The organism is Pseudomonas sp. COW5 (genome assembly GCF_026240005.1).
Classification (GTDB): domain Bacteria; phylum Pseudomonadota; class Gammaproteobacteria; order Pseudomonadales; family Pseudomonadaceae; genus Aquipseudomonas; species Aquipseudomonas kribbensis.
Map to the genome: position 1 here is coordinate 1,937,840 of NZ_JAPHVP010000001.1, position 25,325 is coordinate 1,963,164.

General features: G+C 60.4%; 22 protein-coding genes. 13 read left to right on the forward strand and 9 right to left on the reverse strand.

Features of this window, described 5'->3' with window-relative positions; genetic code table 11:
* Window positions 1–57: 57 nt before the first annotated feature.
* On the reverse strand, window positions 58–2,508 hold the full coding sequence (locus OQ248_RS08735) for a glycogen/starch/alpha-glucan phosphorylase (RefSeq protein WP_265812605.1): 2,451 nt from the start codon (window positions 2,506–2,508) through the stop codon (window positions 58–60).
* A gap of 258 nt (window positions 2,509–2,766) precedes the next feature.
* On the opposite strand from OQ248_RS08735, the gene OQ248_RS08740 reads away from it, so the two are divergent.
* Complete coding sequence (locus OQ248_RS08740; protein WP_007952500.1) at window positions 2,767–3,204, forward strand: YkgJ family cysteine cluster protein; 438 nt, start codon at window positions 2,767–2,769, stop codon at window positions 3,202–3,204.
* A gap of 280 nt (window positions 3,205–3,484) precedes the next feature.
* Here OQ248_RS08740 and typA read toward each other — a convergent pair whose 3' ends face one another.
* Window positions 3,485–5,305: a translational GTPase TypA gene (gene typA / locus OQ248_RS08745; RefSeq protein WP_265812606.1), complete on the reverse strand. Its 1,821-nt coding sequence runs from the start codon at window positions 5,303–5,305 to the stop codon at window positions 3,485–3,487.
* 139 nt (window positions 5,306–5,444) lie between these two features.
* Window positions 5,445–6,899: a tRNA uracil 4-sulfurtransferase ThiI gene (gene thiI, locus OQ248_RS08750; protein WP_265812607.1), complete on the reverse strand. Its 1,455-nt coding sequence runs from the start codon at window positions 6,897–6,899 to the stop codon at window positions 5,445–5,447.
* Between the two features lie 328 nt (window positions 6,900–7,227).
* Between thiI and glnA the strand changes: the two genes are divergently transcribed.
* The 6 genes from glnA to ntrC all read left to right on the forward strand — a co-directional run bounded on the left by glnA (window position 7,228) and on the right by ntrC (window position 14,030).
* Window positions 7,228–8,634: a glutamate--ammonia ligase gene (glnA, locus tag OQ248_RS08755; protein ID WP_085712782.1), complete on the forward strand. Its 1,407-nt coding sequence runs from the start codon at window positions 7,228–7,230 to the stop codon at window positions 8,632–8,634.
* Window positions 8,635–8,709: 75 nt separating this feature from the next.
* On the forward strand, window positions 8,710–10,053 hold the full coding sequence (locus OQ248_RS08760; protein WP_265812608.1) for a hypothetical protein: 1,344 nt from the start codon (window positions 8,710–8,712) through the stop codon (window positions 10,051–10,053).
* Between the two features lie 97 nt (window positions 10,054–10,150).
* Window positions 10,151–10,660, forward strand: coding sequence for a DUF4124 domain-containing protein (locus tag OQ248_RS08765; protein WP_265812609.1), 510 nt, complete (start codon window positions 10,151–10,153; stop codon window positions 10,658–10,660).
* Window positions 10,657–11,280 (forward strand): DUF4124 domain-containing protein, encoded by a 624-nt coding sequence (locus OQ248_RS08770; RefSeq protein ID WP_085712780.1) that lies wholly within the window; start codon window positions 10,657–10,659, stop codon window positions 11,278–11,280. The genes OQ248_RS08765 and OQ248_RS08770 overlap by 4 nt, the downstream gene beginning before the upstream one ends.
* Window positions 11,281–11,511: 231 nt before the next feature.
* Window positions 11,512–12,597 (forward strand): nitrogen regulation protein NR(II), encoded by a 1,086-nt coding sequence (gene glnL / locus OQ248_RS08775; RefSeq protein ID WP_085712779.1) that lies wholly within the window; start codon window positions 11,512–11,514, stop codon window positions 12,595–12,597.
* Window positions 12,594–14,030 (forward strand): nitrogen regulation protein NR(I), encoded by a 1,437-nt coding sequence (gene ntrC / locus OQ248_RS08780; protein ID WP_085712778.1) that lies wholly within the window; start codon window positions 12,594–12,596, stop codon window positions 14,028–14,030. The genes glnL and ntrC overlap by 4 nt, the downstream gene beginning before the upstream one ends.
* 678 nt (window positions 14,031–14,708) lie before the next feature.
* On the opposite strand, the gene OQ248_RS08785 is transcribed toward ntrC, so the two are convergent.
* Entirely contained in the window at window positions 14,709–15,149 is a 441-nt protein-coding gene (locus OQ248_RS08785) for a hypothetical protein (protein ID WP_265812610.1), read from the reverse strand.
* On the opposite strand from OQ248_RS08785, the gene OQ248_RS08790 reads away from it, so the two are divergent.
* Window positions 15,148–15,603: a tRNA (cytidine(34)-2'-O)-methyltransferase gene (locus OQ248_RS08790; protein ID WP_083367278.1), complete on the forward strand. Its 456-nt coding sequence runs from the start codon at window positions 15,148–15,150 to the stop codon at window positions 15,601–15,603. The two genes, OQ248_RS08785 and OQ248_RS08790, sit on opposite strands and share 2 nt — an antisense overlap.
* Window positions 15,604–15,664: 61 nt before the next feature.
* Here OQ248_RS08790 and secB read toward each other — a convergent pair whose 3' ends face one another.
* The 3 genes from secB to OQ248_RS08805 are packed head-to-tail and all read right to left on the reverse strand — an operon-like array spanning window position 15,665 to window position 16,873.
* Window positions 15,665–16,150: a protein-export chaperone SecB gene (gene secB, locus OQ248_RS08795; RefSeq protein ID WP_085712776.1), complete on the reverse strand. Its 486-nt coding sequence runs from the start codon at window positions 16,148–16,150 to the stop codon at window positions 15,665–15,667.
* A 53-nt stretch (window positions 16,151–16,203) separates the two neighbouring features.
* Entirely contained in the window at window positions 16,204–16,458 is a 255-nt protein-coding gene (gene grxC / locus OQ248_RS08800; RefSeq protein WP_085712775.1) for a glutaredoxin 3, read from the reverse strand.
* Window position 16,459: 1 nt separating this feature from the next.
* The gene (locus OQ248_RS08805; protein ID WP_085712774.1) at window positions 16,460–16,873 is read right to left on the reverse strand and encodes a rhodanese-like domain-containing protein; all 414 of its coding nucleotides are present in this window, start codon (window positions 16,871–16,873) and stop codon (window positions 16,460–16,462) included.
* Window positions 16,874–17,026: 153 nt separating this feature from the next.
* On the opposite strand from OQ248_RS08805, the gene gpmI reads away from it, so the two are divergent.
* The 5 genes from gpmI (at window position 17,027) to OQ248_RS08830 (ending at window position 23,745) form a co-directional block, all read left to right on the forward strand.
* Window positions 17,027–18,553 carry a 2,3-bisphosphoglycerate-independent phosphoglycerate mutase gene (gpmI, locus tag OQ248_RS08810; RefSeq protein WP_119428658.1) on the forward strand — a complete coding sequence of 509 codons (1,527 nt, stop codon included), beginning with the start codon at window positions 17,027–17,029 and terminating at the stop codon, window positions 18,551–18,553.
* Window positions 18,554–18,805: 252 nt separating this feature from the next.
* On the forward strand, window positions 18,806–20,110 hold the full coding sequence (locus OQ248_RS08815; protein ID WP_085712772.1) for a murein hydrolase activator EnvC: 1,305 nt from the start codon (window positions 18,806–18,808) through the stop codon (window positions 20,108–20,110).
* Between the two features lie 31 nt (window positions 20,111–20,141).
* A complete protein-coding gene (locus tag OQ248_RS08820; protein WP_085712771.1) occupies window positions 20,142–21,461 on the forward strand; it encodes a S41 family peptidase in 1,320 nt (439 codons plus the stop codon).
* Between the two features lie 2 nt (window positions 21,462–21,463).
* Window positions 21,464–22,240 carry a divergent polysaccharide deacetylase family protein gene (locus tag OQ248_RS08825; RefSeq protein ID WP_265812611.1) on the forward strand — a complete coding sequence of 259 codons (777 nt, stop codon included), beginning with the start codon at window positions 21,464–21,466 and terminating at the stop codon, window positions 22,238–22,240.
* A 116-nt stretch (window positions 22,241–22,356) separates the two neighbouring features.
* On the forward strand, window positions 22,357–23,745 hold the full coding sequence (locus OQ248_RS08830; RefSeq protein WP_265812612.1) for a Vps62-related protein: 1,389 nt from the start codon (window positions 22,357–22,359) through the stop codon (window positions 23,743–23,745).
* Here OQ248_RS08830 and OQ248_RS08835 read toward each other — a convergent pair.
* Window positions 23,726–24,481, reverse strand: a complete 756-nt coding sequence (locus OQ248_RS08835) for an ABC transporter substrate-binding protein (RefSeq protein ID WP_265812613.1) — start codon at window positions 24,479–24,481, stop codon at window positions 23,726–23,728. The two genes, OQ248_RS08830 and OQ248_RS08835, sit on opposite strands and share 20 nt — an antisense overlap.
* A 73-nt stretch (window positions 24,482–24,554) precedes the next feature.
* Window positions 24,555–25,325: an imidazole glycerol phosphate synthase subunit HisF gene (gene hisF / locus OQ248_RS08840; protein ID WP_007909211.1), complete on the reverse strand. Its 771-nt coding sequence runs from the start codon at window positions 25,323–25,325 to the stop codon at window positions 24,555–24,557.

Below are 25,325 nucleotides of genomic sequence, written 5' to 3' on the forward strand. Positions count from 1 at the left end.
CAGTATATCGGCCCGGCCCAACAAGCGTGGGGCCGGGCGCACATTTGTCGCTAAAAGTTACTCCAGCGCCTTCCAGATATCCGTGGCGTACTCGCGAATCGTCCGGTCCGACGAGAACCAGCCCATCCGCGCGGTATTCAACACCGCCGAGCGCCACCAGTTGTTGGAATCGTGCCACAGCGCATCGACGCGCATCTGCGCTTCCCAGTAAGAATCGAAGTCGGCGCAGACCAGGAAGCGGTCGTAGTCCACCAGCGAATCGATCAACCCGGTGTAGCGCGAGGTGTCGTCCGGCGAGAACACGCCGCTGCGGATCGCCTGCAACACGTCGTTCAGACGATGGGACGCCGCAATGTCCGGCGCTGCACTGAACTCGTGGTTCTGCTTGCGCGCTTCGACCTGCTGGGCGCTCAGGCCGAAGATAAACATGTGCTCGGCGCCGATGCGCTCGCACATTTCCACGTTGGCGCCGTCGAGGGTGCCGATGGTCAGCGCGCCATTGAGGCCGAACTTCATGTTGCTGGTGCCCGACGCCTCGAAACCGGCGGTGGATATCTGCTCCGACAAATCCGCCGCCGGGATGATGCTCTCCGCCAGACTGACGTTGTAGTTGGGCAGGAACACCACCTTCAACAACCCGCGTACGGTCGGGTCGTTGTTCACCACCCGGGCGATGTCGTTGGTCAGTTTGATGATCAGCTTGGCCTGGTGATAACTGGCCGCCGCCTTGCCGGCGAAGATCTTCACTCGCGGCACCCAGTCGGTTTCCGGCTGGGCACGAATCGCCTGATACAGCGCCACGGTGTGCATCAGGTTGAGCAGTTGACGTTTGTACTCGTGGATCCTTTTGACCTGCACGTCGAACATCGCCGCCGGGTTCACCGCGATCCCCAGCCGTTCATGAATCAGGTAGGCCAGCGCCTTTTTGCTGTGCAGCCGCTGCTCGGCGAAGGCCTTGCGGAAGGCCGCTTTTTCGGCGAACGGTTCAAGATCCAGCAAACGCTCTTCGGGGTTGTCCAGCACATCCGGGCCGAGGGCATCGACCAGCATCGAGGTCAGTTCGGAGTTGGCCTGGTACAACCAGCGGCGGAAGGTGATGCCGTTGGTCTTGTTGTTGATCCGCTCGGGGTAGAGCTTGTGCAGTTCGGCAAACACGGTCTTGCGCATCAGCTGCGTGTGCAGGCCCGATACGCCATTGACGCTGTGGGAACCGAGGAACGCGAGATTGCCCATGCGCACCCGGCGACCGTTGTCCTCCTCGATCAGCGACACCGCGCGCAGCACGTCGAAATCGTGAATGCCCTTGGCCCGCAGCGAATCGATATGCTGGGCGTTGATCAGGTAAATGATCTGCATGTGCCGCGGCAGCATGCGTTCCATCAGGCCCACCGGCCAGGTTTCCAGTGCTTCGGGCAGCAGCGTGTGGTTGGTGTACGAGAGCGTATCGACGGTGACTTGCCACGCCGCATCCCACGCCACGTCGTAGACATCCACCAGGAGACGCATCAGTTCGGCGACGGCGATCGAGGGGTGCGTGTCGTTGAGCTGGATTGACGCGTGATCGCCCAGGGTCAGTACCGAGGTGTGCATGTTGCGATGACGACGCAGCAGATCCTGAAGCGACGCGGCGACGAAGAAGTATTCCTGACGCAGGCGCAGTTCCTGCCCGGCCTCGGTGCTGTCCGCCGGATACAGAACGCGGGAGATACTCTCGGCCCGGGCCACTTCGGCGACCGCTCCGAGGTGGTCACCGGCGTTGAAGCGCTCCAGGTGCAAGTCCTCCATCGCCCGGGCGCGCCAAAGACGCAAGGTGTTGACGCTCGCCCCGCGCCAGCCGACCACCGGAGTGTCGTAGGCAATCGCCCGAACGGTTTCCGCCGGATGCCAGACCTGTTTGCTCTTGCCGCTGACATCGGTGACGGTCTCGACGCTGCCGCCGAAGCCGATGGTGTAGACGACCTCCGGCCGCTCGAACTCCCACGGGTTGCCGAAATCCAGCCAGTGCTCGGTCTGCTCCTGCTGCCAGCCATCGACGATGGCCTGACGGAACAACCCGTGCTCGTAACGAATGCCGTAGCCGTGACCGGCGATGCCGAGGGTCGACATGCTTTCCATGAAGCACGCCGCCAGCCGTCCGAGGCCACCGTTGCCCAGCGCGGCGTCGGGCTCCAGCAGGCGGATGCGCTCCAGATCCACACCCAGCTCGGTCAATGCCTCACGGGCAACGTCGAGCAGACCGAGGTTGCTCAGGCTGTCGTACAGCAAACGGCCGATGAGAAATTCCAGCGAGAGGTAATACACCCGCTTCTGACCTTTGCGGTAGATCTGCCGAGTGTGGTCCATCCAGTGCTCGACCATGTGGTCCCGGGCCGCCAGGGCAATGGCTTCGAACCAGTCATGGTCGAAGGCGTGATCCGGGTCTTTGCCCACCGCGTAGGTGAGTTTGGTCAGGACGGCGTCGCGGAATGCGGCCACCTCTGCTTCGCGAACTAGTGGTTCTTGAGTCATCGATAGGACCTCGAGCGAGCGGGGAATTGTCAGAGCCTAGACGGTCTGACCGACGGTGGTGGCTCTGGTTCGGCAGTTTTTCCTGAGAGTGCGGGATCGTTCGGCAATACCTTGGCGAATGCCTGAATGAATGCAGGGGCCGTGCCGAATTGTCGGCCCCGGTGATGACAGAAAGAAAAAATCTGGCGAAAGGTTGTTCAAAAATCCACCAGTCCCGGTATGATCGCGCGCCCTGATGCACATGCCTGGTAAACCCCGATGATGAAGCCCAACCTGATCGCCGCAGCCGAGATCGACCGTCTCGATACCTGGGCCAAATATTCGGCCCCGATGTGCGGCTCGTGCGTTTCCAGCTGCTGCACGCTGCCGGTCGAAGTCAAAATCAAGGATCTGGTGCGCATCGGTGTGGTCGACGAGTTCGAACTGGGCGACCCGCCGAAGAACATCGCCAAGCGCCTGCAAAAGGAAGGTCTGGTGGAGCGCTTCAACCAGAAGTCGGGGATCTTTACCCTGCAGCGCATGAGCAACAACGATTGCTACTACCTGGATCGCAAGAGCCGGCTGTGCACCATTTATGACAAGCGCCCGGACACCTGTCGCAACCACCCGAAGATCGGCCCTCGGCCGGGGTATTGCGCGTACAAGCCGAAGGAAGTGGAGCGGGTGCAGAATTCGCGGTCGATCGAACGGTTCTAAAAGCCGACCCTCACCCCAGCCCTCTCCCGGAGGGAGAGGGGGCCGACTGAAGTGTCTCGCGCCATACATCGACCTGAAAAACCGAGTCGATTATGGATTCGGTAAGGGCCTATCAAGTCGGCGTAATTCTTGAGCATCCCCGTATCAGTCCCCTCTCCCTCCGGGAGAGGGTTAGGGTGAGGGGGCTCTTGATCTTCAAGAGATCCCACATTTCCCCCAGACAAACAAAAACGCCCCCGGTCTCTCGACCGGGGGCGTTTTTTTTTAAGCCTGGGCTAAATTACGCCTTGGCTTTCTTGGCAGCGCGGGTACGCTCGCTTTCGTCCAGGATCTTCTTGCGAAGACGGATGGACTTAGGAGTAACTTCGCACAGCTCGTCTTCCTGGATGTATTCCAGAGCCTGTTCCAGGGTGAAGCGAACAGGTGGTACCAGAGCGATGGTTTCGTCTTTACCCGAAGCACGCATGTTGTCGAGCTTCTTGCCTTTGGTTGGGTTCACACCCAGGTCGTTGTCGCGGGAGTTCTGACCAACGATCTGACCGTTGTAGATCTCCTGGCCGTGTTCTACGAACAGCTTGCCACGAGCCTGCAGGGTTTCCAGGGAGTAGGTCAGCGCCTTGCCGGTTTCAACCGAAACCAGAACGCCGTTCTGACGGCCGGACATGTGGCCCGACTTCACTGGAGCGTAACGGTCGAAGATCGAGGTCAGGATGCCAGCACCGTTGGTCAGGGTCAGGAACTGGTTACGGAAACCGATCAGACCGCGAGCAGGGATGTTGTATTCCAGACGAACACGGCCCTTGCCATCCGGCACCATGTTGCTCAGGTCGCCTTTACGCAGACCCATTTCTTCCATGACCTTGCCCTGGGATTCTTCAGGGATGTCGATGGTCACGTTTTCGAACGGTTCCTGCTTCACGCCGTCAACTTCACGGATGATCACTTCAGGACGGCCCAGGGCCAGCTCGAAGCCTTCGCGACGCATGGTTTCGATCAGTACCGACAGGTGCAGCTCACCACGGCCGGATACCTTGAACTTGTCAGCCGAGTCGCCTTCTTCAACGCGCAGTGCAACGTTGTACAGCAGCTCTTTGTCCAGACGATCCTTGATGTTACGGGAGGTCACGAACTTGCCTTCTTTACCGCAGAATGGCGAGTCGTTTACCTGGAAGGTCATGGAAACGGTTGGCTCGTCAACGGTCAGAGGCTTCATCGCCTCGACGGTGTTGATGTCGCACAGGGTGTCGGAGATGAACAGCTCGTCGAAACCGCTGATGCAGACGATGTCGCCGGCCGCTGCTTCTTCAACGTCAACGCGGTGCAGACCGTGGTGACCCATCAGCTTCAGGATACGGCCGTTGCGGCGCTTGCCGTTGGCGTCGATAGCCACAACCGGAGTGTTCGGCTTGACGCGACCACGAGCGATACGGCCAACACCGATAACACCCAGGAAGCTGTTGTAGTCCAGAGCGGAGATCTGCATCTGGAACGGACCGTCACGGTCAACAGCCGGAGCTGGAACGTGGTCGATAACCGCCTGGTACAGCGCGGTCATGTCTTCGCCCATGGCGGTGTGGTCCAGACCGGCGATGCCGTTCAGGGCCGAAGCGTAAACAACCTGGAAGTCCAGTTGTTCTTCGGTGGCGCCCAGGTTGTCGAACAGATCGAAGATCTGGTCCAGAACCCAGTCAGGACGCGCGCCCGGACGGTCAACCTTGTTGATCACCACGATCGGACGCAGGCCGGCTTCGAAAGCCTTCTTGGTCACGAAACGGGTTTGCGGCATAGGGCCGTCTTGAGCGTCGACCAGCAGCAGCACGGAGTCAACCATGGACATTACGCGCTCAACTTCGCCGCCGAAGTCGGCGTGGCCCGGGGTGTCCACGATGTTGATGTGGTAGCCGTTCCAGTTGATGGCGGTGTTTTTCGCCAGAATGGTAATGCCGCGCTCTTTTTCCTGGTCGTTGGAGTCCATCACGCGCTCGTCGTTGAGCTCGTTGCGCTCCAGGGTGCCGGATTGACGCAGGAGTTTGTCTACCAGGGTGGTCTTACCATGGTCAACGTGGGCAATGATGGCGATGTTGCGTAGATTTTCGATCACTTGTGTATCTCGATCAGAGGATTCGGTTTGCTGACAAGTCTTGGCAGCGATTAGCAGTAGTGTCCGGCATGGCCGTTACAGCTTGACGGCGGTGTCGGGGGGCCGGTGACGCAGGCCACAGGCAAACAGCCCCGGGCACTTAGCTCGGTCGATAAACGCGCACATTGGCATGCCCCTCACTGAGCAAATGGTGAGCATGCAGGCGACTCATCACGCCTTTGTCGCAATACAGCAGGTACTGGCGAGTAGGGTCCAGTTCCTTGAAACGTGCGTTCACTGCATAGAACGGCATCGTCTGTACTTCTATGCCCTCGAGTTCCAGCGGCTCATCCTCGGCGGCATCCGGGTGACGGATGTCGATGACGATCTGGCCGGCCAGTGCCTCGCTGACTTCTTCGATTTGCAAATCCTGGCCCAATTCGTCGATCACCCGATCGATCGGCACCAGTCTGGCGTTTGCGAGCGCACGCTCGAACACCGCCATGTCGAATTCCTGCTCTTCGTGCTCGACCCGGCCACGCTTGGCGGCGGTCTTCGGATTGACCGAAATGACCCCGCAGTACTCCGGCATGTGCCGGGCGAAATCGGCAGTGCCGATCTCGTTGGCCGTGTCGATGATGTCCTGCTTGTGGGCGACGATCAGCGGACGCAGGACCAGTTTGTCGGTCACGCAGTCGATCACCGACAGGTTCGGCAGCGTCTGGCTCGACACCTGAGAGATCGCCTCGCCGGTGACCAGCGCATCAATGTGCAGGCGCTCGGCGATGGCCGAGGACGCGCGCAACATCATACGCTTCAATACGACGCCCATATGACTGTTATCGACCTTGCCGAGAATTTCGCCCAGGACTTCTTCAAATGGAACACTGACAAATAGCACGCGTTGCGAGCTGCCGTACTTCTTCCAGATGAAATGCGCGACTTCCATCACGCCCAGTTCGTGGGCACGACCGCCCAGATTGAAGAAGCAGAAGTGCGCCATCAGGCCGCGACGCATGATCTGGTAGGCCGCAACCGTCGAGTCAAAGCCGCCGGACATCAATACCAGCGTCTGCTCCAGCGCACCGAGCGGGTAGCCGCCGATGCCATTGTGCTGGCTGTGGATGACAAACAACCGTTTGTCGCGAACTTCGATGCGGACTTCGATTTCCGGCGCTTTCAGGTCGATTCCGGCGGCACCGCACTCACGGCGCAGCTTGCTGCCGACGTATTTTTCGACGTCCATCGAGCTGAACGCATGCTTGCCCGCACGTTTGCAGCGCACCGAGAAAATCTTCCCGGCCAGTGCATCGCCGTAGTGCTGTTTGCACTTCTCGGTGATGTCGTCGAAGTCGCCCAGCGGGTACTCGTCGATCTGCAGGAAGTGCGCGATGCCTGGCATGCAGGTCAGGCGCTCGCCCATCTCTTTCAGGGCCTTGGGGTCGGTCACGCGGGTTTCCAGCTCGAGATTGTCCCACACGCCGTTCACCACCACGGCCGGGTCCAGGTCGCGGAGCACGGTGCGGATGTTCTTGGCCAGCTGGCGGATGAATTTCGTCCGGACAGGTCGGCTTTTGATGGTGATCTCGGGGAAGACTTTTACGATTAGTTTCATGAAAACAGCGCGCGCTGGGCCAGCCGAAAAAGGGGGGCGCGGATTATAGCGGAAATTGCTCAAGGTTTAACCAGTTAATGTGCAGAAGGTTTTGCATGCACCAAAACGGGTCATTTTCGACTTATGGCGCTACATTAAAGGGCGATATTTTCAGCCTTTATGCGTTTCGCACCTTAATAAGCGTGAATTTGGGGCAAAAAACCCATGCTGGGGCACTGGCATGCAATTTGCTCCCTTGTGAGGCAGGTTGCCTTGGCAGAGTATTCGCGCCGGCATCACCAACATTTAAGGGCATCCACTACCAGCCCTAAGCCACCCGGAGGACACTATGTCGAAGTCGGTTCAACTCATCAAAGATCATGACGTCAAGTGGATTGATCTGCGCTTCACGGACACCAAAGGCACTCAGCACCACGTGACCATGCCGGCTCGCGATGCGCTGGAAGACGACTTCTTCGAAGTTGGCAAGATGTTCGACGGTTCCTCCATCGCTGGCTGGAAAGGCATCGAAGCCTCCGACATGATCCTGCTGCCGGACGACGAAACTGCCGTTCTGGACCCGTTCACCGAAGAGCCGACCCTGATCCTGGTCTGCGACATCATCGAACCGTCGACCATGCAGGGTTACGATCGCGACCCGCGCGCCATCGCCCACCGCGCCGAGGAATACCTGAAGACCACCGGTATCGGTGACACCGTATTCGCAGGTCCAGAGCCTGAGTTCTTCATCTTCGACGAAGTGAAGTTCAAGTCCGACATCTCCGGTTCGATGTTCAAGATCTACTCCGAGCAAGGCTCGTGGATGTCCGACCAGGACGTGGAAGGCGGCAACAAGGGCCACCGTCCAGGCGTGAAAGGCGGCTACTTCCCGGTTCCGCCGTTCGACCACGACCACGAAATCCGTACCGCCATGTGCAACGCACTGGAAGAAATGGGTCAGACCGTTGAAGTTCACCACCACGAAGTGGCGACTGCCGGTCAAAACGAAATTGGTGTCAAGTTCAACACCCTGGTGAAGAAAGCTGACGAAGTTCAGACTCTGAAATACGTTGTCCACAACGTGGCCGATGCCTATGGCCGCACCGCGACCTTCATGCCGAAGCCTCTGTACGGCGATAACGGTTCGGGCATGCACGTTCACATGTCCATCGCCAAAGATGGCAAGAACACCTTCGCTGGCGAAGGCTATGCCGGCCTGTCCGAAACCGCCCTGTACTTCATCGGCGGCATCATCAAGCACGGTAAGGCCCTGAACGGCTTCACCAACCCGGCCACCAACTCCTACAAGCGTCTGGTGCCAGGTTTCGAAGCTCCGGTAATGCTGGCCTACTCGGCTCGCAACCGTTCCGCCTCGATCCGTATTCCTTACGTCAACAGCCCACGTGGCCGTCGTATCGAAGCACGTTTCCCGGATCCGGCTGCCAACCCGTACCTGGCTTTCGCAGCACTGCTGATGGCCGGTCTGGACGGTATCCAGAACAAGATCCACCCAGGCGATGCCGCTGACAAAAACCTGTACGACCTGCCGCCTGAAGAGGCGAAAGAGATCCCGCAAGTTTGCGGCAGCCTGAAAGAAGCCCTGGAAGAGCTGGACAAGGGCCGCGCGTTCCTGACCAAGGGCGGCGTGTTCTCCGACGACTTCATCGATGCTTACATCGCGCTGAAATCCGAAGAAGAAATCAAGGTCCGCACCTTCGTACACCCACTGGAATATGAGCTGTACTACAGCTGCTGATCCGGTAGCGCTGCGCTACGCGGCGTGACAAAAGAGAGGCCTCCTTCGGGAGGCCTTTTTTGTGCCCGCTCATCCATGGATAATCCGCCGCTTTCGCGCCATGACCGGCGCCTTGACGAAGGGATTCGCATGAAGTGGTTACGGGCTATCGCCCTGATGGCGGGCCTCGCCTGCTCGACAGCCGGCGCTGCCGAGTTCTATGAAGACAAGCCGCTGGCTCACCCGCTGATCCAGGGCTTGCAAGAAAGCTTGATGACCCTGGCGTTCATCAAGGAAGCGAACGGCGTCAAAGGCTATTACTGCCGTTGCGAGACACCGGGCGAACGACCGCAATTGCTTGATGACTTCGGTCAGGCGAGCATCGAGTCGGTATTTCTCATGTCGCTCGACAGTGAGGATCCCACTCGCTTCGTGCTTTTCAGGCAAAGCGACGGCTACAGGATCTACGGCTACAAGTACAACGCCAACGATCAACTCTATACCCGGGTAATGCGACTGCAGCCAGCGCTGGACCGTATCACTGAAGGCCGCAAGCAGCTCGACGCCCTGACCGTCAAGAAAGCGCTGAGCCAGATCACCCCGCTCAACTACAGCCTCCTCCTTGAAGAGTCCGGTGTACCGGAATTCGACCAGCTCGATTTCAGCCAAGGCAAACTGGTGAGCTTTTACGGCCAGTACTACGACCCACTGAGCAACCCGACGCCGGATGACGAGCCGTACTTTTTCAAAAAGACCTACCAGGAAAAAGAAGGCCGGTTTCTCACTGTTACTTTCTGGCGATGGCTCGACGAGACGCTCGTAGAGGGCAAGCGCACGCTCTACAACTATCGGGTGAGGCGTATTGCCTGGGAAACCGAACCGACTAAATTCACCGGCAGCGAAGACGGCCAATCCGTGTCTTTTGATTCCGAATCGATCTCGGCCCAAGGAGCCTACAAGCAAGGCGTGCGGATCGGTCCGTGGTCGTCTTCCAAAGACGAAAAATACTCGGAGTCCGGTAATTTCGTAGAGGGCAAACGAGAGGGCCAATGGACGCTGTACCAGGATGGGCAAACACTGGAGGGCGAATTCCACAATGATTTGCGCGAGGGTCGTTGGCAGCTTCTCAACCACGACGACATGGAATGGGTCGCCACCGGATTCCAGACCTATGCCCACGGCCAACTCAACGGCCCCAGTGAATTGACTGTTCGCGGTACTACAGAGCGGGGCGAATATCGCGATGGCAAACGCGAAGGCCTCTGGGTGACCAAGACGGACAATGGCCACACCCGGAGCGTCCACTTCGCTGACGACAAAAAGGAAGGCGAGTTGCGCGAAGTCGACGCCAATGGTGTGCTGCTCTTCATCGAGCACTACAAGGCCGATGTCCTGTCCGGCCCCCGTGAAAGTGCGATTTCGCCGAGCACCTCACAGTAAATCCGGGGCGCTTGTGTGAGCGGACGTTGTCCCGGTTGGGCTAACCGCCGTCCCTGGCCTATGCTGCAACCCATCGTTTTCGTTTCCGGTCGATTTCATGGGTCGCACCTTTCTCTACATCCTGCTGCTGATCGCCCTGCCCGCCGCCGCGCAGATCTACAAGTACACCGACGCCAACGGCAACACGGTGTACAGCGATCACTCGCCGGACGGCGTGAAGGCGCAGCCGGTGGAGTTGCCGCCGCTCAACAGTGTCCAGCCTCAGGCACCGAGTGCGCCGTCGTCGGACACGGCCAGTCGGGCGCCTGCACGAAATGCCTATGAAGTGCTGGAACTGACCGGCCTGCCCACCGAAGAAGCCCTGCGCGCCAACAACGGCACGTTCACTGTCAGCGTACTGATCAAGCCGCGCCTGCAACCGCCGCATCAATTGCGTCTGTTGCTGGACGACGCGCCTTACGGCCAGCCGAGCAACGTGCCGATCCTGCAACTGGTGAACGTCGACCGGGGTGAGCATCGGCTGGCGGTTCAGGTGATCGATGGCGAGGCGATCATTCAGCAGAGTCCGGCAGTAGTCTTCACCGTGCAACGGGTGCACAAGCCATGACTCGCGGATTGATCGCTGTGTGTCTGGCCCTGTTTGCGCTTGGCGCATCCGCCGAGGTCTTCACGTATGTCGATTCGCAGGGCAATCGGGTCTACACCGACCAGCCGCGCGGCAATGCCAAGCGGGTGCCGCTGGCCACCAGCAATCGCATGGCCTCGAACCCGACCGGGGCGGCGCCCATCACCACGGCCAAAAAATCACCGGAGCAACCGCTGTTCCGCTACGACATGCTGCGGGTGCTGGTTCCCGAACCGGACGCGACCATTCGCAGCAGCGCCGGCGAATTGATCGTCAGCATCACCAGCGAACCCGGCCTGCAAAAAGGTCATCGCTATCGCCTGCTGCTGGACGGCCAGCCCACCGGCGAACCCGGCCTGAGCCCGGTGTTCCCGCTGAGCAATATCGATCGCGGCAGCCATAACCTGTCGGTGGAGATCCTTGATGCGCAGGATCGCATCGTCGAGCGCACCGCCAATCAGCCGTTCCATATGCAGCGCATTTCCCTGGCCCAGAAGCGCCAGGTCAAACCCTGCACCACCGACGACTACGGCGTTCGCCCGGAATGCCCGCTGAAAGACAAACCCGTCGAACCGAAAAACCCCTTCCTGCGTTTCTTCTAACGCCGTTCAGCTTTGCGCACTATATTGGTGCAACAGTCTGCACCGTACTCACAATCCAACCCATTTTGGTTCGAAAGTACCCGCCAGGGCCGGCTGATCGCCACGCAAACGAGCGTCAAACGCCCGTTTCAGGGGATGAACGCTTCTTTTCGGAGCCTTGGTTTGGTTTTTGCATTTTCCTCGCACCGGCGCTTCGTTTCTCGCGCACGCCTTGCTCCAAAAGAGGTCCTGATGACCATAAGCGACGCACTCCACCGATTGCTGCTCGACAACCTGACCACCGCCACCATCCTGCTCGACGCCGAATTGCGCCTCGAGTACATGAACCCGGCGGCGGAGATGCTGCTGGCCATCAGCGGTCAGCGCAGCCATGGCCAGTTCATCAGCGAGCTGTTCACCGAATCCACCGAAGCGCTCAATTCGTTGCGCCAGGCGGTGGAGCAGGCGCACCCGTTCACCAAGCGCGAAGCGATGCTCACCGCCCTCACCGGCCAGACCCTGACCGTGGACTACGCGGTGACACCAATTCTCAGCAGCGGCGCGACCCTGCTGTTGCTGGAGGTTCACCCTCGCGATCGCCTGCTGCGGATCACCAAGGAAGAGGCGCAACTGTCCAAGCAGGAAACCAGCAAGATGCTGGTGCGCGGCCTCGCCCACGAGATCAAGAATCCGCTGGGCGGCATCCGTGGTGCCGCGCAATTGCTGGCCCGGGAGCTGCCGGAAGACAGCCTGCGCGACTACACCAACGTGATCATCGAAGAGGCTGACCGCCTGCGCAATCTGGTCGACCGCATGCTCGGCTCGAACAAACTGCCGTCGCTGGCGCTGTGCAACGTCCACGAAGTGCTGGAGCGTGTCTGCCAGCTGGTCGAGGCCGAAAGCCAGGGCTGCATCACCCTGGTGCGCGATTACGACCCGAGCATTCCGGACGTGCTGATCGACCGCGAGCAAATGATTCAGGCCGTGCTGAACATCGTGCGCAACGCAATGCAGGCGATCAGCAGCCAGAACGAGCTGCGCCTGGGCCGCATCAGCCTGCGCACCCGCGCCATGCGCCAGTTCACCATCGGCCATATCCGCCATCGTCTGGTGACCAAGATCGAGATCATCGACAACGGCCCGGGGATCCCGGCGGAACTCCAGGAAACCATTTTCTTTCCCATGGTCAGCGGACGTCCGGACGGTACCGGACTCGGCCTGGCCATCACCCAGAACATCATCAGCCAGCACCAGGGCCTGATCGAGTGTGACAGCCATCCAGGCCACACCACCTTCTCGATCTTTCTGCCACTGGAACAAGGAGCCACATCGACATGAGCCGTAGTGAAACCGTGTGGATCGTCGATGACGACCGTTCTATCCGCTGGGTCCTGGAAAAAGCCCTGCAACAGGAAGGCATGACCACCCAGAGCTTCGACAGTGCCGATGGCGTGATGAGCCGCCTGGCCCGCCAGCAGCCGGACGTGATCATCTCCGACATCCGCATGCCGGGTGCCAGCGGTCTGGATCTTCTGGCGCGGATTCGCGAGCAGCACCCACGACTGCCGGTCATCATCATGACCGCTCACTCCGATCTGGACAGCGCTGTCGCCTCCTATCAGGGCGGCGCCTTCGAATACCTGCCCAAGCCGTTCGACGTCGACGAAGCGGTGTCGCTGGTCAAGCGCGCCAACCAGCACGCCCAGGAGCAGCAAGGCCTGGAAGTGGTGCCCGCCCTGACCCGCACCCCGGAAATCATCGGCGAAGCGCCGGCGATGCAGGAAGTGTTTCGCGCCATCGGGCGCCTGAGCCACTCCAACATCACGGTCTTGATCAACGGCGAATCCGGCACCGGTAAAGAGCTGGTGGCCCATGCCCTGCACCGCCACAGCCCGCGTGCGGCCTCGCCGTTCATTGCGCTGAACATGGCGGCGATCCCGAAGGACCTGATGGAGTCCGAGCTGTTCGGCCACGAGAAAGGCGCATTCACCGGCGCAGCCAACCTGCGTCGCGGACGTTTCGAACAGGCCGACGGCGGCACGCTGTTCCTCGATGAAATCGGCGACATGCCGGCGGACACCCAGACCCGACTGTTGCGGGTATTGGCCGACGGCGAGTTCTATCGCGTCGGCGGGCATGTGCCGGTCAAGGTTGATGTACGGATCATCGCGGCGACTCACCAGAATCTGGAAACCCTGGTTCACGCCGGGAAATTCCGTGAGGACTTGTTCCACCGCCTCAACGTGATCCGCATCCATATCCCGCGCCTGTCGGACCGCCGCGAAGACATCCCGACCCTGGCCAAGCACTTCCTCAGCCGCGCCGCACAGGAACTGGCGGTGGAGCCGAAGTTGCTGAAAAGCGAGACCGAGGAATACCTGAAGAACCTGCCATGGCCGGGCAACGTGCGGCAGCTGGAAAACACCTGCCGCTGGATCACGGTGATGGCGTCCGGGCGTGAAGTGCACATCGGCGACCTGCCACCGGAACTGCTGAGCCTGCCGCAGGATTCTGCACCGGTGACCAACTGGGAGCAGGCGCTGCGCCAGTGGGCCGACCAGGCCTTGGCCCGTGGCCAGTCGAGCCTGCTCGACAGCGCGGTGCCGGCGTTCGAGCGGATCATGATCGAGACGGCGTTGAAACACACAGCCGGGCGTCGCCGTGACGCTGCGGTGCTGCTGGGCTGGGGCCGCAATACCCTGACCCGCAAGATCAAGGAGCTCGGCATGAAGGTCGATGGCGGGGATGACGATGAGGGGGATGAGGGCTAAAGCCTCGTTTGCTTGATTCTCTTGCTGGACTCACGATCCCCCCTCACCCCAGCCCTCTCCCGGAGGGAGAGGGGGCCGACCGAGGTGTCTCGCGCTCTGCATCGACCTGAATGACCGAGTCGATTATGGATTCAACACAGCAAGATCAGGTCGGTGTAACTCTTAAGCATCCCCCAGTCAGTCCCCTCTCCCTCCGGGCGGTCCGACGTTTCGGGAGGGTTAGGGTGAGGGGGCAATTCCAGATCCGCCCACTGACCCCGCCACACCGCCTACTCGCCACGGGTGCACCACGACAAGGCACCAAGACCCGTAATCGCGCACAGCGCCCACTGACCTACCCCGTCGAAACCCGCTTAAAAAACCAAACGCAAAATGCACAAAAGCCCCGTTTTACGGGGCCTTCGTCATGGTGTCGGGCTTTTTTGTTTCAAAACGATAAAAACTGGCACGCCCCCTGCAATAACCCTTTCAGGTGATTCGATTCACCCACCCTTTCGGGGGCCTTGGTACAGGCAGGCCGGGGATTCCCCTCTTTACACCGGACTCGACGAGTCCACCCTTTTGGGGCCCTTGATACAGGCAGGTCAGGGGTTCCTTCTTTACACCGGCTCAGCACGCCATGCGATGAGCCCGCCCGTTTCGGGAACCTTGGTACAGGCAGGCCGGGGATTCCCTCTTTTATTGCTCCCGGAGACGGATCTCCAGCCGCCAGCGGTCATCGACCGCCTGGCCGGCCCACTCCCCCTGCAGCGGCCGCGCCGCCAGCACCGTCAGCAGCAACCCACCGTCACTCAATCGCGTCCGCCAGTTCACGTCCTTGCCGTTGAGCTTCAGCTGGCCCTTTTGTGCCTTGCCCTCGGCCTGAAACAACAGGGCGAGCGTGCCATCGACGATTTCGCCATGCAGCTTCGGCTCATTGTTGAACCAGACCGCCAGACCGCCATCGATCACCTCGACCTGCTGCAGGACGCTCGGGTCAGGCGTGGTCAAACGGCCGATCATCATCCCGACCATCAGGCCGAAAATCGCCAGCGATCCCATGACTCGCGGGAATAGTTTCGAACGCGGGTCGGCTGGCGGCGTAGAATGCGCCTCATCTTTACCTTCGGAGCCGTGCATGTTTCACGTCATCCTTTTTCAACCGGAAATTCCACCGAACACCGGTAACGTTATCAGGCTGTGCGCCAACAGCGGCTGCCACCTGCATTTGATCGAACCGCTGGGCTTCGAGATGGACGACAAGCGCCTGCGTCGCGCCGGTCTCGACTACCACGAGTACGCCACGCTGCAGCGCCACGCCGACCTCGCCAGTTGCCTGGAAAGTCTCGGCAACCCACGGCTGTTCGCCTTCACCACCAAGGGTTCGCGACCGTTTCACGATGCCGCGTTCGTCCCGGGCGATGCCTTCATCTTCGGCCCGGAAAGCCGTGGTTTGCCGCCGGAAGTGCTGGACGCCCTGCCCGCCGAACAGCGCCTGCGTCTGCCGATGCGCGAAGGCTGCCGCAGCCTGAACCTGTCCAACACCGTGGCAGTGGCCGTGTACGAAGCGTGGCGGCAGAACGGCTTCAAGTAACGATCACCGCCCATGAAAAAAGCGCCTGTAACGGCGCTTTTTTCGTTGTTGCATCGACCGCTTACTGAACGGTCGGAGTCTCGCCGGCTTCCTGCATGCGCTGCAGCTCTTGCGCGTACAGGGCGTCGAAGTTCACCGGGGCCAGCATCAGGGCCGGGAACGAGCCGCGGGTCACCAGGCTGTCCAGGGTTTCGCGAGCGTACGGGAACAGGATGTTCGGGCAGAACGCACCCAGAGTGTGGCTCATCGAAGCCGCGTCCAGGTTCTTGATCAGGAAGATACCGGCTTGTTGCACTTCAGCGATGAAGGCGACTTCTTCACCGTTTTTCACGGTCACGGACAGGGTCAGCACGACTTCGTAGAAATCGCCTTCCAGCGCTTTCTGACGGGTGTTCAGATCCAGACCGACGGTCGGGTCCCACTGCTGGCGAAAGATCGCCGGGCTTTTCGGAGCTTCGAAGGACAGGTCGCGTACATAGATGCGCTGCAAGGAGAATTGCGGTGCGGTTTCTTCTTCGCTGGCTGCAGTGTTCTGTTGGTCAGTCATCTCAGATCCTTTCTGATCTTGGGTCTTTTGGGTTCTTGGTGAGGTGCAGCAGTTCAGGCCTTGAGCAGCGCGTCGAGCTTGCCGGCGCGCTCCAGGGCGTACAAATCGTCACATCCGCCGACGTGGGTGTCGCCGATCCAGATCTGCGGCACGGACGTGCGTCCGGCCTTCTGGGCCATGGCGGCGCGCACTTGCGGCTTGCCATCGACCTTGATCTCTTCGAAGGCCACGCCTTTGTTCGCGAGCAGGTACTTGGCGCGCGAGCAGTAAGGGCAGTAATCGCTGGAGTAGACGATGACTTCGCTCATATCACTTCACCAGCGGCAGGTTGTCGCCTTTCCAGCTGGAGATCCCGCCGGACAGCTTGGCGGCGGTGAAGCCGGATTTCATCAGCTCGCGGGCGTGGGTGCCGGCGGTCTGGCCCAGGGCGTCGACCAGAATGATGGTCTTGGCCTTGTGCTTTTCCAGCTCGCCGATGCGGGCGGCCAGTTTGTCCTGGGGAATGTTCACCGCGCCAACGATATGACCGGCGGCGTATTCCTTGCTCGGACGGATGTCCACCACCACGCCGGCTTCCTTGTTGACCAGTGCGGTCAGCTCGCCAGTGCTCAGGCTTTTACCGCCGCCCTGCACCGTATGCGCCAGCAGCAAAGCCAGCAGTACGACGAAGATACCGACAAGAATGTAGTGGTTAGTGGCAAATTCAATCAGGTGAGCAACCATCGAAGGAGGTTCCAGGGCGTTAAAATGTCGGCCAGTATACACAGCCACTATGGTCGGCCAAACCCCGTCCGGCGGTGACGCCGCAGGAACTTCGCTTTAAACTCCAACTCCCTTTTCCATCGCCCTCTTCTTTATTAGCCACGAGTGGATTCCATGACTACCACGCCTAAACCTTTGGTCCTGATGATTCTCGACGGCTTCGGTCACAGTGACAGCCCCGAATCCAACGCCGTCTTCGCGGCCAAAAAGCCTGTGCTGGATCGCCTGTGGGCCACCGTGCCGAACGGCCTGATCTCGGGCAGCGGCATGGACGTCGGTCTGCCGGACGGCCAGATGGGCAACTCCGAAGTCGGCCACATGAACCTCGGCGCCGGCCGCGTGGTGTATCAGGACTTCACCCGCGTGACCAAGGCAATCCGCGACGGCGAGTTCTTCGAGAACCCGACCATCTGCGCCGCCGTGGACAAAGCCGTGGCCGCCGGCAAGGCCGTGCATTTCATGGGCCTGCTGTCGGACGGCGGCGTCCACAGCCACCAGGATCACCTGATCGCCATGGCCGAACTGGCCTTCAAGCGTGGCGCCGAAAAAATCTACCTGCATGCCTTCCTCGACGGCCGCGACACGCCGCCGAAAAGCGCCGCTTCGTCGATCGAACTGCTCGACGCGACCTTTCAGGCCCTCGGCAAGGGTCGCATCGCCAGCCTCATCGGCCGCTACTACGCCATGGACCGCGACAACCGCTGGGACCGCGTATCCCAGGCCTACAACCTGATCGTTGATGGCAAAGGCGAATTCAACGCCGCCACCGCCCAGGAAGGTCTGGAAGCCGCTTACGCCCGTGGCGAGAGCGACGAATTCGTCAAGGCCACCAGCATCGGCGAACCGGTGAAGGTCGAAGACGGCGACGCCGTGGTGTTCATGAACTTCCGCGCCGACCGTGCCCGCGAACTGAGCCGTGTGTTTGTCGAAGACGGTTTCAAGGAATTCGAGCGCGCACGCCAGCCAAAAGTGCAGTATGTGGGCCTGACCCAGTACGCCGCCAGCATCCCGGCCCCCGCAGCCTTCGCACCGGGCAGCCTGGAAAACGTGCTCGGCGACTACCTGGCGAAAAACGGCAAGACTCAGTTGCGTATCGCCGAAACCGAGAAATATGCCCACGTGACCTTCTTCTTCTCCGGCGGCCGCGAAGAACCGTTCCCGGGCGAAGAGCGCATCCTGATCCCGTCGCCAAAAGTCGCCACCTATGACCTGCAGCCGGAAATGAGCGCGCCGGAAGTCACCGACCGCATCGTCGATGCCATCGAGAATCAGCGCTACGACGTGATTGTGGTCAACTACGCCAACGGCGACATGGTCGGCCACAGCGGCGTGTTCGAAGCAGCGGTTAAAGCCGTGGAATGCCTGGACACCTGCGTCGGCCGCATCGTCGAGGCCCTGGAAAAGGTCGGCGGCGAAGCCCTGATCACCGCCGACCACGGCAACGTCGAGCAAATGGCCGACGAAGCCACCGGCCAGGCGCATACCGCGCACACTACCGAGCCGGTGCCGTTCATCTATGTCGGCAAACGCGACCTCAAGGTCCGCGAAGGCGGCGTACTGGCAGACGTGGCGCCGACCATGCTCAAACTGCTGGGCCTGGAAAAACCGGCAGAAATGACTGGCACTTCGATTCTGGTGTAATCGCCCGCCTAAAACACTGCAAAACCCTGTGGGAGCGAGCTTGCTCGCGATAGCAATCTGACAGCCAACAACTATGTTGAATGCTCAGACGCCATCGCGAGCAAGCTCGCTCCCACAGTGGTTTATAGGGTTTTCGAAATGGAATTCGCTCTGTCGCTTGCCCCAGTTATCACACAGTCCCAATTGGGCGTTTTTTTTGCCGCGTGGGGCGGGCATACTAGGCCGTCCCTTACCCTGGTGCCGCCCGCCCCTATGCTTCGCGTCCTGATCGCCCTCGCTCTGACATGCCTGCTCCAACCGGCCTTCGCTGACGAGCGTGCGCAAACCCAACAGCAGTTGGACGCCACGCGTCAGGACATCGCCGAGCTGAAAAAGCTGCTGGGCAAGCTCCAGGAAGAAAAATCCGGGGTGCAAAAGGAGCTCAAGGGCACCGAAACCGAGATGGGCAAGCTCGAAAAGCAGGTCGATGCCCTGCAAAAAGAGCTGAAGAAGAGCGAATCCGAGCTGCAGCGGCTCGATGCGGAGAAAAAAAAACTCCAGAGCGCGCGCACTGAACAGCAGCGACTGATCGCCATCCAGGCCCGCGCGGCCTACCAGAACGGCCGGCAGGAATACCTCAAGCTGCTGCTCAACCAGCAGAATCCCGAGAAATTCGCCCGCACCCTCACCTATTACGACTATCTGAGCCAGGCCCGCCTGGAGCAGCTGAAGAATTTCAACGAAACCCTGCGCCAGCTGGCCAATGTCGAAAAGGACATTTCCTCGCAGCAAGCCCAGTTGCTGGTGCAGAAAAGCGACCTCGACACCCAGCGTGACGCCCTCGACAAGGTTCGCAAGGAGCGCCAGCAAGTTCTGGCCAAGCTCAATGACGACGTGAAAGCCCGCGACCAGAAACTGGCCGCCCGCGAGCAGGATCAGGCAGACCTGTCTAAAGTCCTTAAAACCATTGAAGAAACCCTGGCCCGCCAGGCCCGTGAGGCAGAAGAAGCGCGGCAGAAAGCGCTGATCGCCCAGCAGGAAGCCGAAAAAAAGCGTTTACGTGAGGCCCAGGCCCGCGCCGATGCGGACTCGGATACCAGCGACGCCCCACGCCCAAAAGCCAGACCGACACCTGGCGCGCTGGTTTCCAGCAGCGGCGAGACGTTCGGCGGCCCTTTTGCCGCCACCCGGGGAAAACTTCCATGGCCGGTTGATGGTCGACTGCTGGCACGCTTCGGTGAAACCCGTGGCGACGATGCCCGCACCAAGTGGGACGGCGTGATGATCAGCGCCGCCGCCGGCAGCCAGGTGCATGCCGTACACGGCGGGCGCGTGGTGTTTGCCGACTGGTTGCGCGGTGCCGGGCTGCTGGTGATCCTCGACCACGGCAACGGTTTTCTGAGTCTCTACGGTCATAACCAGACGCTGCTGAAGTCGGCTGGTGACGTGGTAAAAGCCGGTGAGTCCATCTCCACTGTCGGTAACAGTGGCGGGCAGGACACACCAGCGCTGTATTTCGCAATTCGTCAGCAGGGTCACCCGAGTGATCCGGCGCAATGGTGTCACGCGCAAGGATAAGCGCGTCGCCTAATTCAGGAGTTCGTTCGACATGCTGCATTTGTCCCGCCTTACCTCGCTGGCCCTGACGATCGCCCTGGTGATCGGCGCGCCTCTGGCGTTCGCCGCTCAACCGGCCCCGGCCGTCGCTCCGGCAGGCACTGCCGCGACTTCCAAGGCCCCGTTGCCGCTGGAAGAGCTGCGCACCTTTGCCGAGGTCATGGACCGGATCAAAGCCGCCTATGTCGAACCGGTGGACGACAAGACCCTGCTGGAAAACGCCATCAAGGGCATGCTCAGCAACCTCGACCCGCACTCGGCGTACCTCGGCCCGGAAGATTTCACCGAATTGCAGGAAAGCACCAGCGGTGAGTTCGGCGGCCTGGGTATTGAAGTCGGCTCGGAAGACGGTTTCATCAAGGTCGTGTCGCCAATCGACGATACGCCAGCCTCGAAGGCCGGCATCCAGGCCGGTGACTTCATCGTCAAGATCAACGGTGCACCGACCCGCGGCCAGACCATGACCGAAGCCGTGGACAAGATGCGCGGCAAGATCGGCCAGAAAATCACCCTGACCCTGGTCCGCGACGGTGGCACGCCGTTCGACGTGACCCTGGCCCGCGCAGTGATCCAGGTGAAGAGCGTCAAGGCGCAACTGCTGGAGTCGGGTTACGGCCTGATCCGCATCACCCAGTTCCAGGTCAAGACCGGCGAGGAAGTCTCCAAGGCCCTGGCCAAGCTGCGCAAGGACAACGGCAAGAAGCTCAACGGCATCATCCTCGATTTGCGCAACAACCCGGGCGGGGTGCTGCAGGCAGCGGTGGAAGTGGTGGACCACTTCATCACCAAAGGCCTGATCGTCTACACCAAGGGCCGGATCGCCAACTCCGAGTTGCGCTTCTCCGCCACCGGCAAGGACGAAAGCGAAGCCGTGCCGATGGTCGTGCTGATCAACGGTGGCAGTGCCTCGGCTTCGGAAATCGTCGCCGGCGCTCTGCAAGACCAGAAGCGCGCCGTCGTCATGGGCACCACCAGTTTCGGCAAGGGCTCGGTGCAGACCGTGCTGCCGCTGAACAACGACCGTGCGCTGAAGATCACCACCGCGCTGTACTTCACGCCGAACGGCCGCTCGATCCAGGCCCAGGGCATCGTCCCGGACATCGAAGTGCGCAAGGCCAAGATCACCAACGAGGCGGACGGCGATTACTTCAAGGAAGCCGACCTGCAGGGTCACCTGGGCAACGGCAACGGCGGCGCGGACAAACCGACCGGCTCCGGCGGCAAGCCGAAAGCCATGCCGCAGGATGACGATTACCAGTTGGCCCAGGCCCTGAGCCTGCTCAAAGGCCTGAGCATCACTTCCGGCCGTTGAGGATGTCTTTGCGTTTCATCTTTGTCCTGTTGTGCTGTCTGGCGGGTGCTGCTCATGCGGAGCCTGCCAGACCGACACCGCAAAAAGCCTACCTGACACTGATCATCGACGACCTGGGGCAGAACCTGCCCCGGGATCGCCGCGTGCTGGCCCTGCCCGGGCCCGTGACCACGGCAATCATGCCCGACACCCCGCACGCCACCGAATTCGCCCGCGAAGCCCATCGCGCCGGCAAGATCGTGATCCTGCACATGCCGATGGACCCGGCCACCGGCCCGTTTGCCTGGCACCCTGAACTGCCTATCGAAGAGCTTGAGAAGCGTCTCGACGCCGCGTTCAAAATGGTCCCCTACACCGCCGGCATCAACAACCACATGGGCAGCCGCATGACGGCGCAACCGGTGGCGATGGCGTGGTTGATGGGGGAGCTGCAACGCCGTCACAAGTTCTTCGTCGACAGCCGCACCAGCGCCCAGACCGTCGCCGCGCAACAGGCGCAGAAGATCGATCTGGCGAGTGTTTCGCGGGACGTGTTTCTCGATGACGAGCGCACCGAAGCGGCAATCTACACCCAGTTGCAGACAGCAATCAGTCTGGCGCGCAAACAGGGTTCGGCGGTGATGATTGGCCATCCTTATCCACAGACGCTGGCGGTGCTGGAGCGGGAGTTGCCGAAGCTGAAAGCTCAAGGCATCGAGTGGATCGACATCAAGCAGATGATCAGCGTGCGCAGCAATCGCGCCACGGCCGCTCATGGCAAAGACGGTGTCTACCGATAAATGCCCTGAAACAACCGCCACACATAGTTACCGCCAGAAGACCTGGCCCAATCGGGATAGTCAGTCTTGCAAATGTCAGCGACTCCACGAGTCGCCTTTCAACTTCAGGACTGACTATGACTACCGATAACAGCCGCACCTTGCCTGCCGGGCAAGTGGAATCGATAAAGTTCGGCAATCTGCTGATCAATTTCACCAGCGAGTTTCACCGGATCTGGGACAGCCGGGGTTCCGGCTCCTCGGTTGGAAGTTTTTGGCGGCCAACCCCCGCTCCCGATCTGCTGCCGGGGTATTTCCCGCTGGGAGATCTGGCCGTGACCGGATACGACAACGTCAACGGAAACAGGGTCGTAGCCGTCGTATGCGAAGGTGAGCCGCCTGTTGATGATGCATCTCAAGGCAAGGCGCTCAGTCCGCCCACGGACTATGAAAGAGTCTGGAGAGACTCCAACTCCGGAGCCGCTGCCGACTGCACGGTATGGCGTCCGATCCCTCCCCGCGGCTACGTTGCCATGGGGTTTGTCTGCTCCAACGGTCTCGACAAGCCATTACTCAATGCGGTTCGCTGTGTCCGGGAAGATCTGGTCATCGCTACAAAAATCGGCGATTTGATCTGGAACGACAAAGGCAGTGGCGCCAGGCAGAACTTCAGCGCCTGGAACATTGATCCTCCGCAGGCTGCCGCAGGTGAAATCTACTTTGCTGCGGGGACATTTTTCGGTGCCCAGAGCCACTCCAGACCCGCGACATCCACCGCCTACGCATTACGGATGCAGATCCCTCGCCATTCAGCATCAGCCCCTGAGGCTCCGAAGCTATCGGGGTATGAAGTTCCTCCAGAACTGGAACCCTCCAAGCTCACTCAAACTGTTCGAATCCCCTGGTTCGCCGTGACCGATCACTTGCCTCTAGGCGAGCAGTTGCGTACATCCCCTTTCTACCGTCTGGAGCGGACGGATCAATATGTGCTGGTGGGATATGGACACAACACCAGTGACCAACCGCGACCTTTCAAGTGGCGAGCACTCCGGGCTCAAAATGCACAGATGCTGCACATTTTCAGCCGCCTCAGCTCTATCGAAATTGCGACGGCGTGGTCGGAGAAGGGGTCGAGCGGCGTCCGGCCCATTAGGTTCTCGGCCCATTTGTACAAGGACTTCACTTACTCCGAGAAATCCTCCAGCGGCTGGAACGATTCTCGCCCATTGGACATCGTCGCCATGGCAGCCAAAAACAAGGCCGTGGCGATCTATCAAATACAGAGCTTTTACACGCTGAAACGTGCGGATGGTACGCCAGTGGCGGTCAGCATCGGTTACACCGATGACGAAAGTCTTTACCTGACCGAATATCCGCCGGAAACCGACAGCGCGCTGATTTTCACTCCACAACTGGCGCAAGAACCGCAAGCAAGCGAAAGCCGTTCAGACAGCGAAAGCAACAATGTCGATACCGTCTCGCAGCCGATGGGTGAGGAGGCCATTGTTACAAATATCGTCCCATGATCTCGTCGACCACACCGTCCTTGCGCATCTGATCGAGCGCTGCCTGAAGTTTGGCGACGGCTTCGTCCGGCACTTCCTTGTTCAGTGCCAGATATAGCTCGGCGCTGTTGAAGCGCAGCACGGTTTTCAGTCCGGTCACGCCATCCTGCCGCGCCAGATAACGCCCGGCAGGATCGCCGGTGGCCCACAGGTCGATCTGGCCGCTGACAAGCTTTTTGGCGTTGTCCTGATCGCGCAATACCACCATCGGTTTCAGGCCCTGCTTGGCCAAGGTCTCGGCAATGGCATCGCCCTTGTAGGCGCCGATCTTGTATTTGCGCGCATCGTTCAGGGTTTCGAGGGTGATCTTGCTGTCGGCCTTGGCCAGCATGACCCAGTCATCCGGGCCGATCGGGCCGACCCACTTGAACAGCGTCTCACGATCCGGCAGGCGCGCCATGACGAACGCGCCGTAACCGGGGTTCTCCAGGGCCAGCTTGTAGACCCGCTCCCAAGGGAAGCGCAGGGTCAGGCTGTAGGTGATGCCGGCACGTTTGAACATCTCGCGCACGATGTCCGTGGCGATGCCGTTGATGTTTTCGTCCTGGGCGAAATTCTTGCCGTTCTTCGCCATGTTGTACGGCGGGAAGTTTTCGGTGAGGAGCACCAGATCGGTGTCGGGATTTTCTGCGGCGTGGCCAGTGTTGATCAACAACACGGAGGCACTGGCGAGGGCGAGAAGCAGGCGTTTGATCATGTCGGGCTACCGAAATCCATGGCGTACCCAAGAGTGCCTCGGGTACGCCATGCTGTCCACTGGCCTGTATGGTTTAACGCATTACGATCCCGCGTTTAGCCATGTAGGCCTTGGCTTCCTGAACGGTGTATTCGCCGAAGTGGAAAATACTTGCCGCCAGTACTGCACTGGCGTGACCTTCGAGGATGCCATCGGCCAGATGCTGCAGGTTGCCGACGCCACCGGAAGCGATCACCGGAATGCCCAGCGCATCGCTGATGGCGCGGGTCACGCCGAGATCGAAGCCGTTTTTCATGCCGTCCTGATCCATGCTGGTCAGGAGGATTTCACCGGCACCCAGGCCTTCCATTTTCTTTGCCCACTCGACCGCGTCGAGGCCAGTCGGCTTGCGACCGCCGTGGGTGAAGATTTCCCAGCGCGGGGTTTCGCCCGGGCCGGACACCTTCTTCGCGTCGATGGCGACGACGATGCATTGCGAGCCGAAATGCTGCGCCGCTTCGCCGACGAACTCCGGGTTGAACACGGCAGCGGTGTTGATCGACACCTTGTCCGCACCGGCATTGAGCAGGTTGCGGATGTCCTGCACGGTCCGCACGCCACCGCCGACGGTCAGCGGGATGAACACCTGGCTGGCCATGCGCTCGACAGTATGGAGCGTGGTGTCACGGCCATCGACGCTGGCGGTGATGTCGAGAAAGGTAATCTCGTCGGCACCCTGCTCGTCGTAGCGACGGGCGATTTCAACCGGGTCGCCGGCGTCACGGATGTTCTCGAACTTCACACCTTTGACGACCCGGCCGTTGTCCACGTCCAGGCAAGGGATGATGCGTTTGGCCAGCGCCAT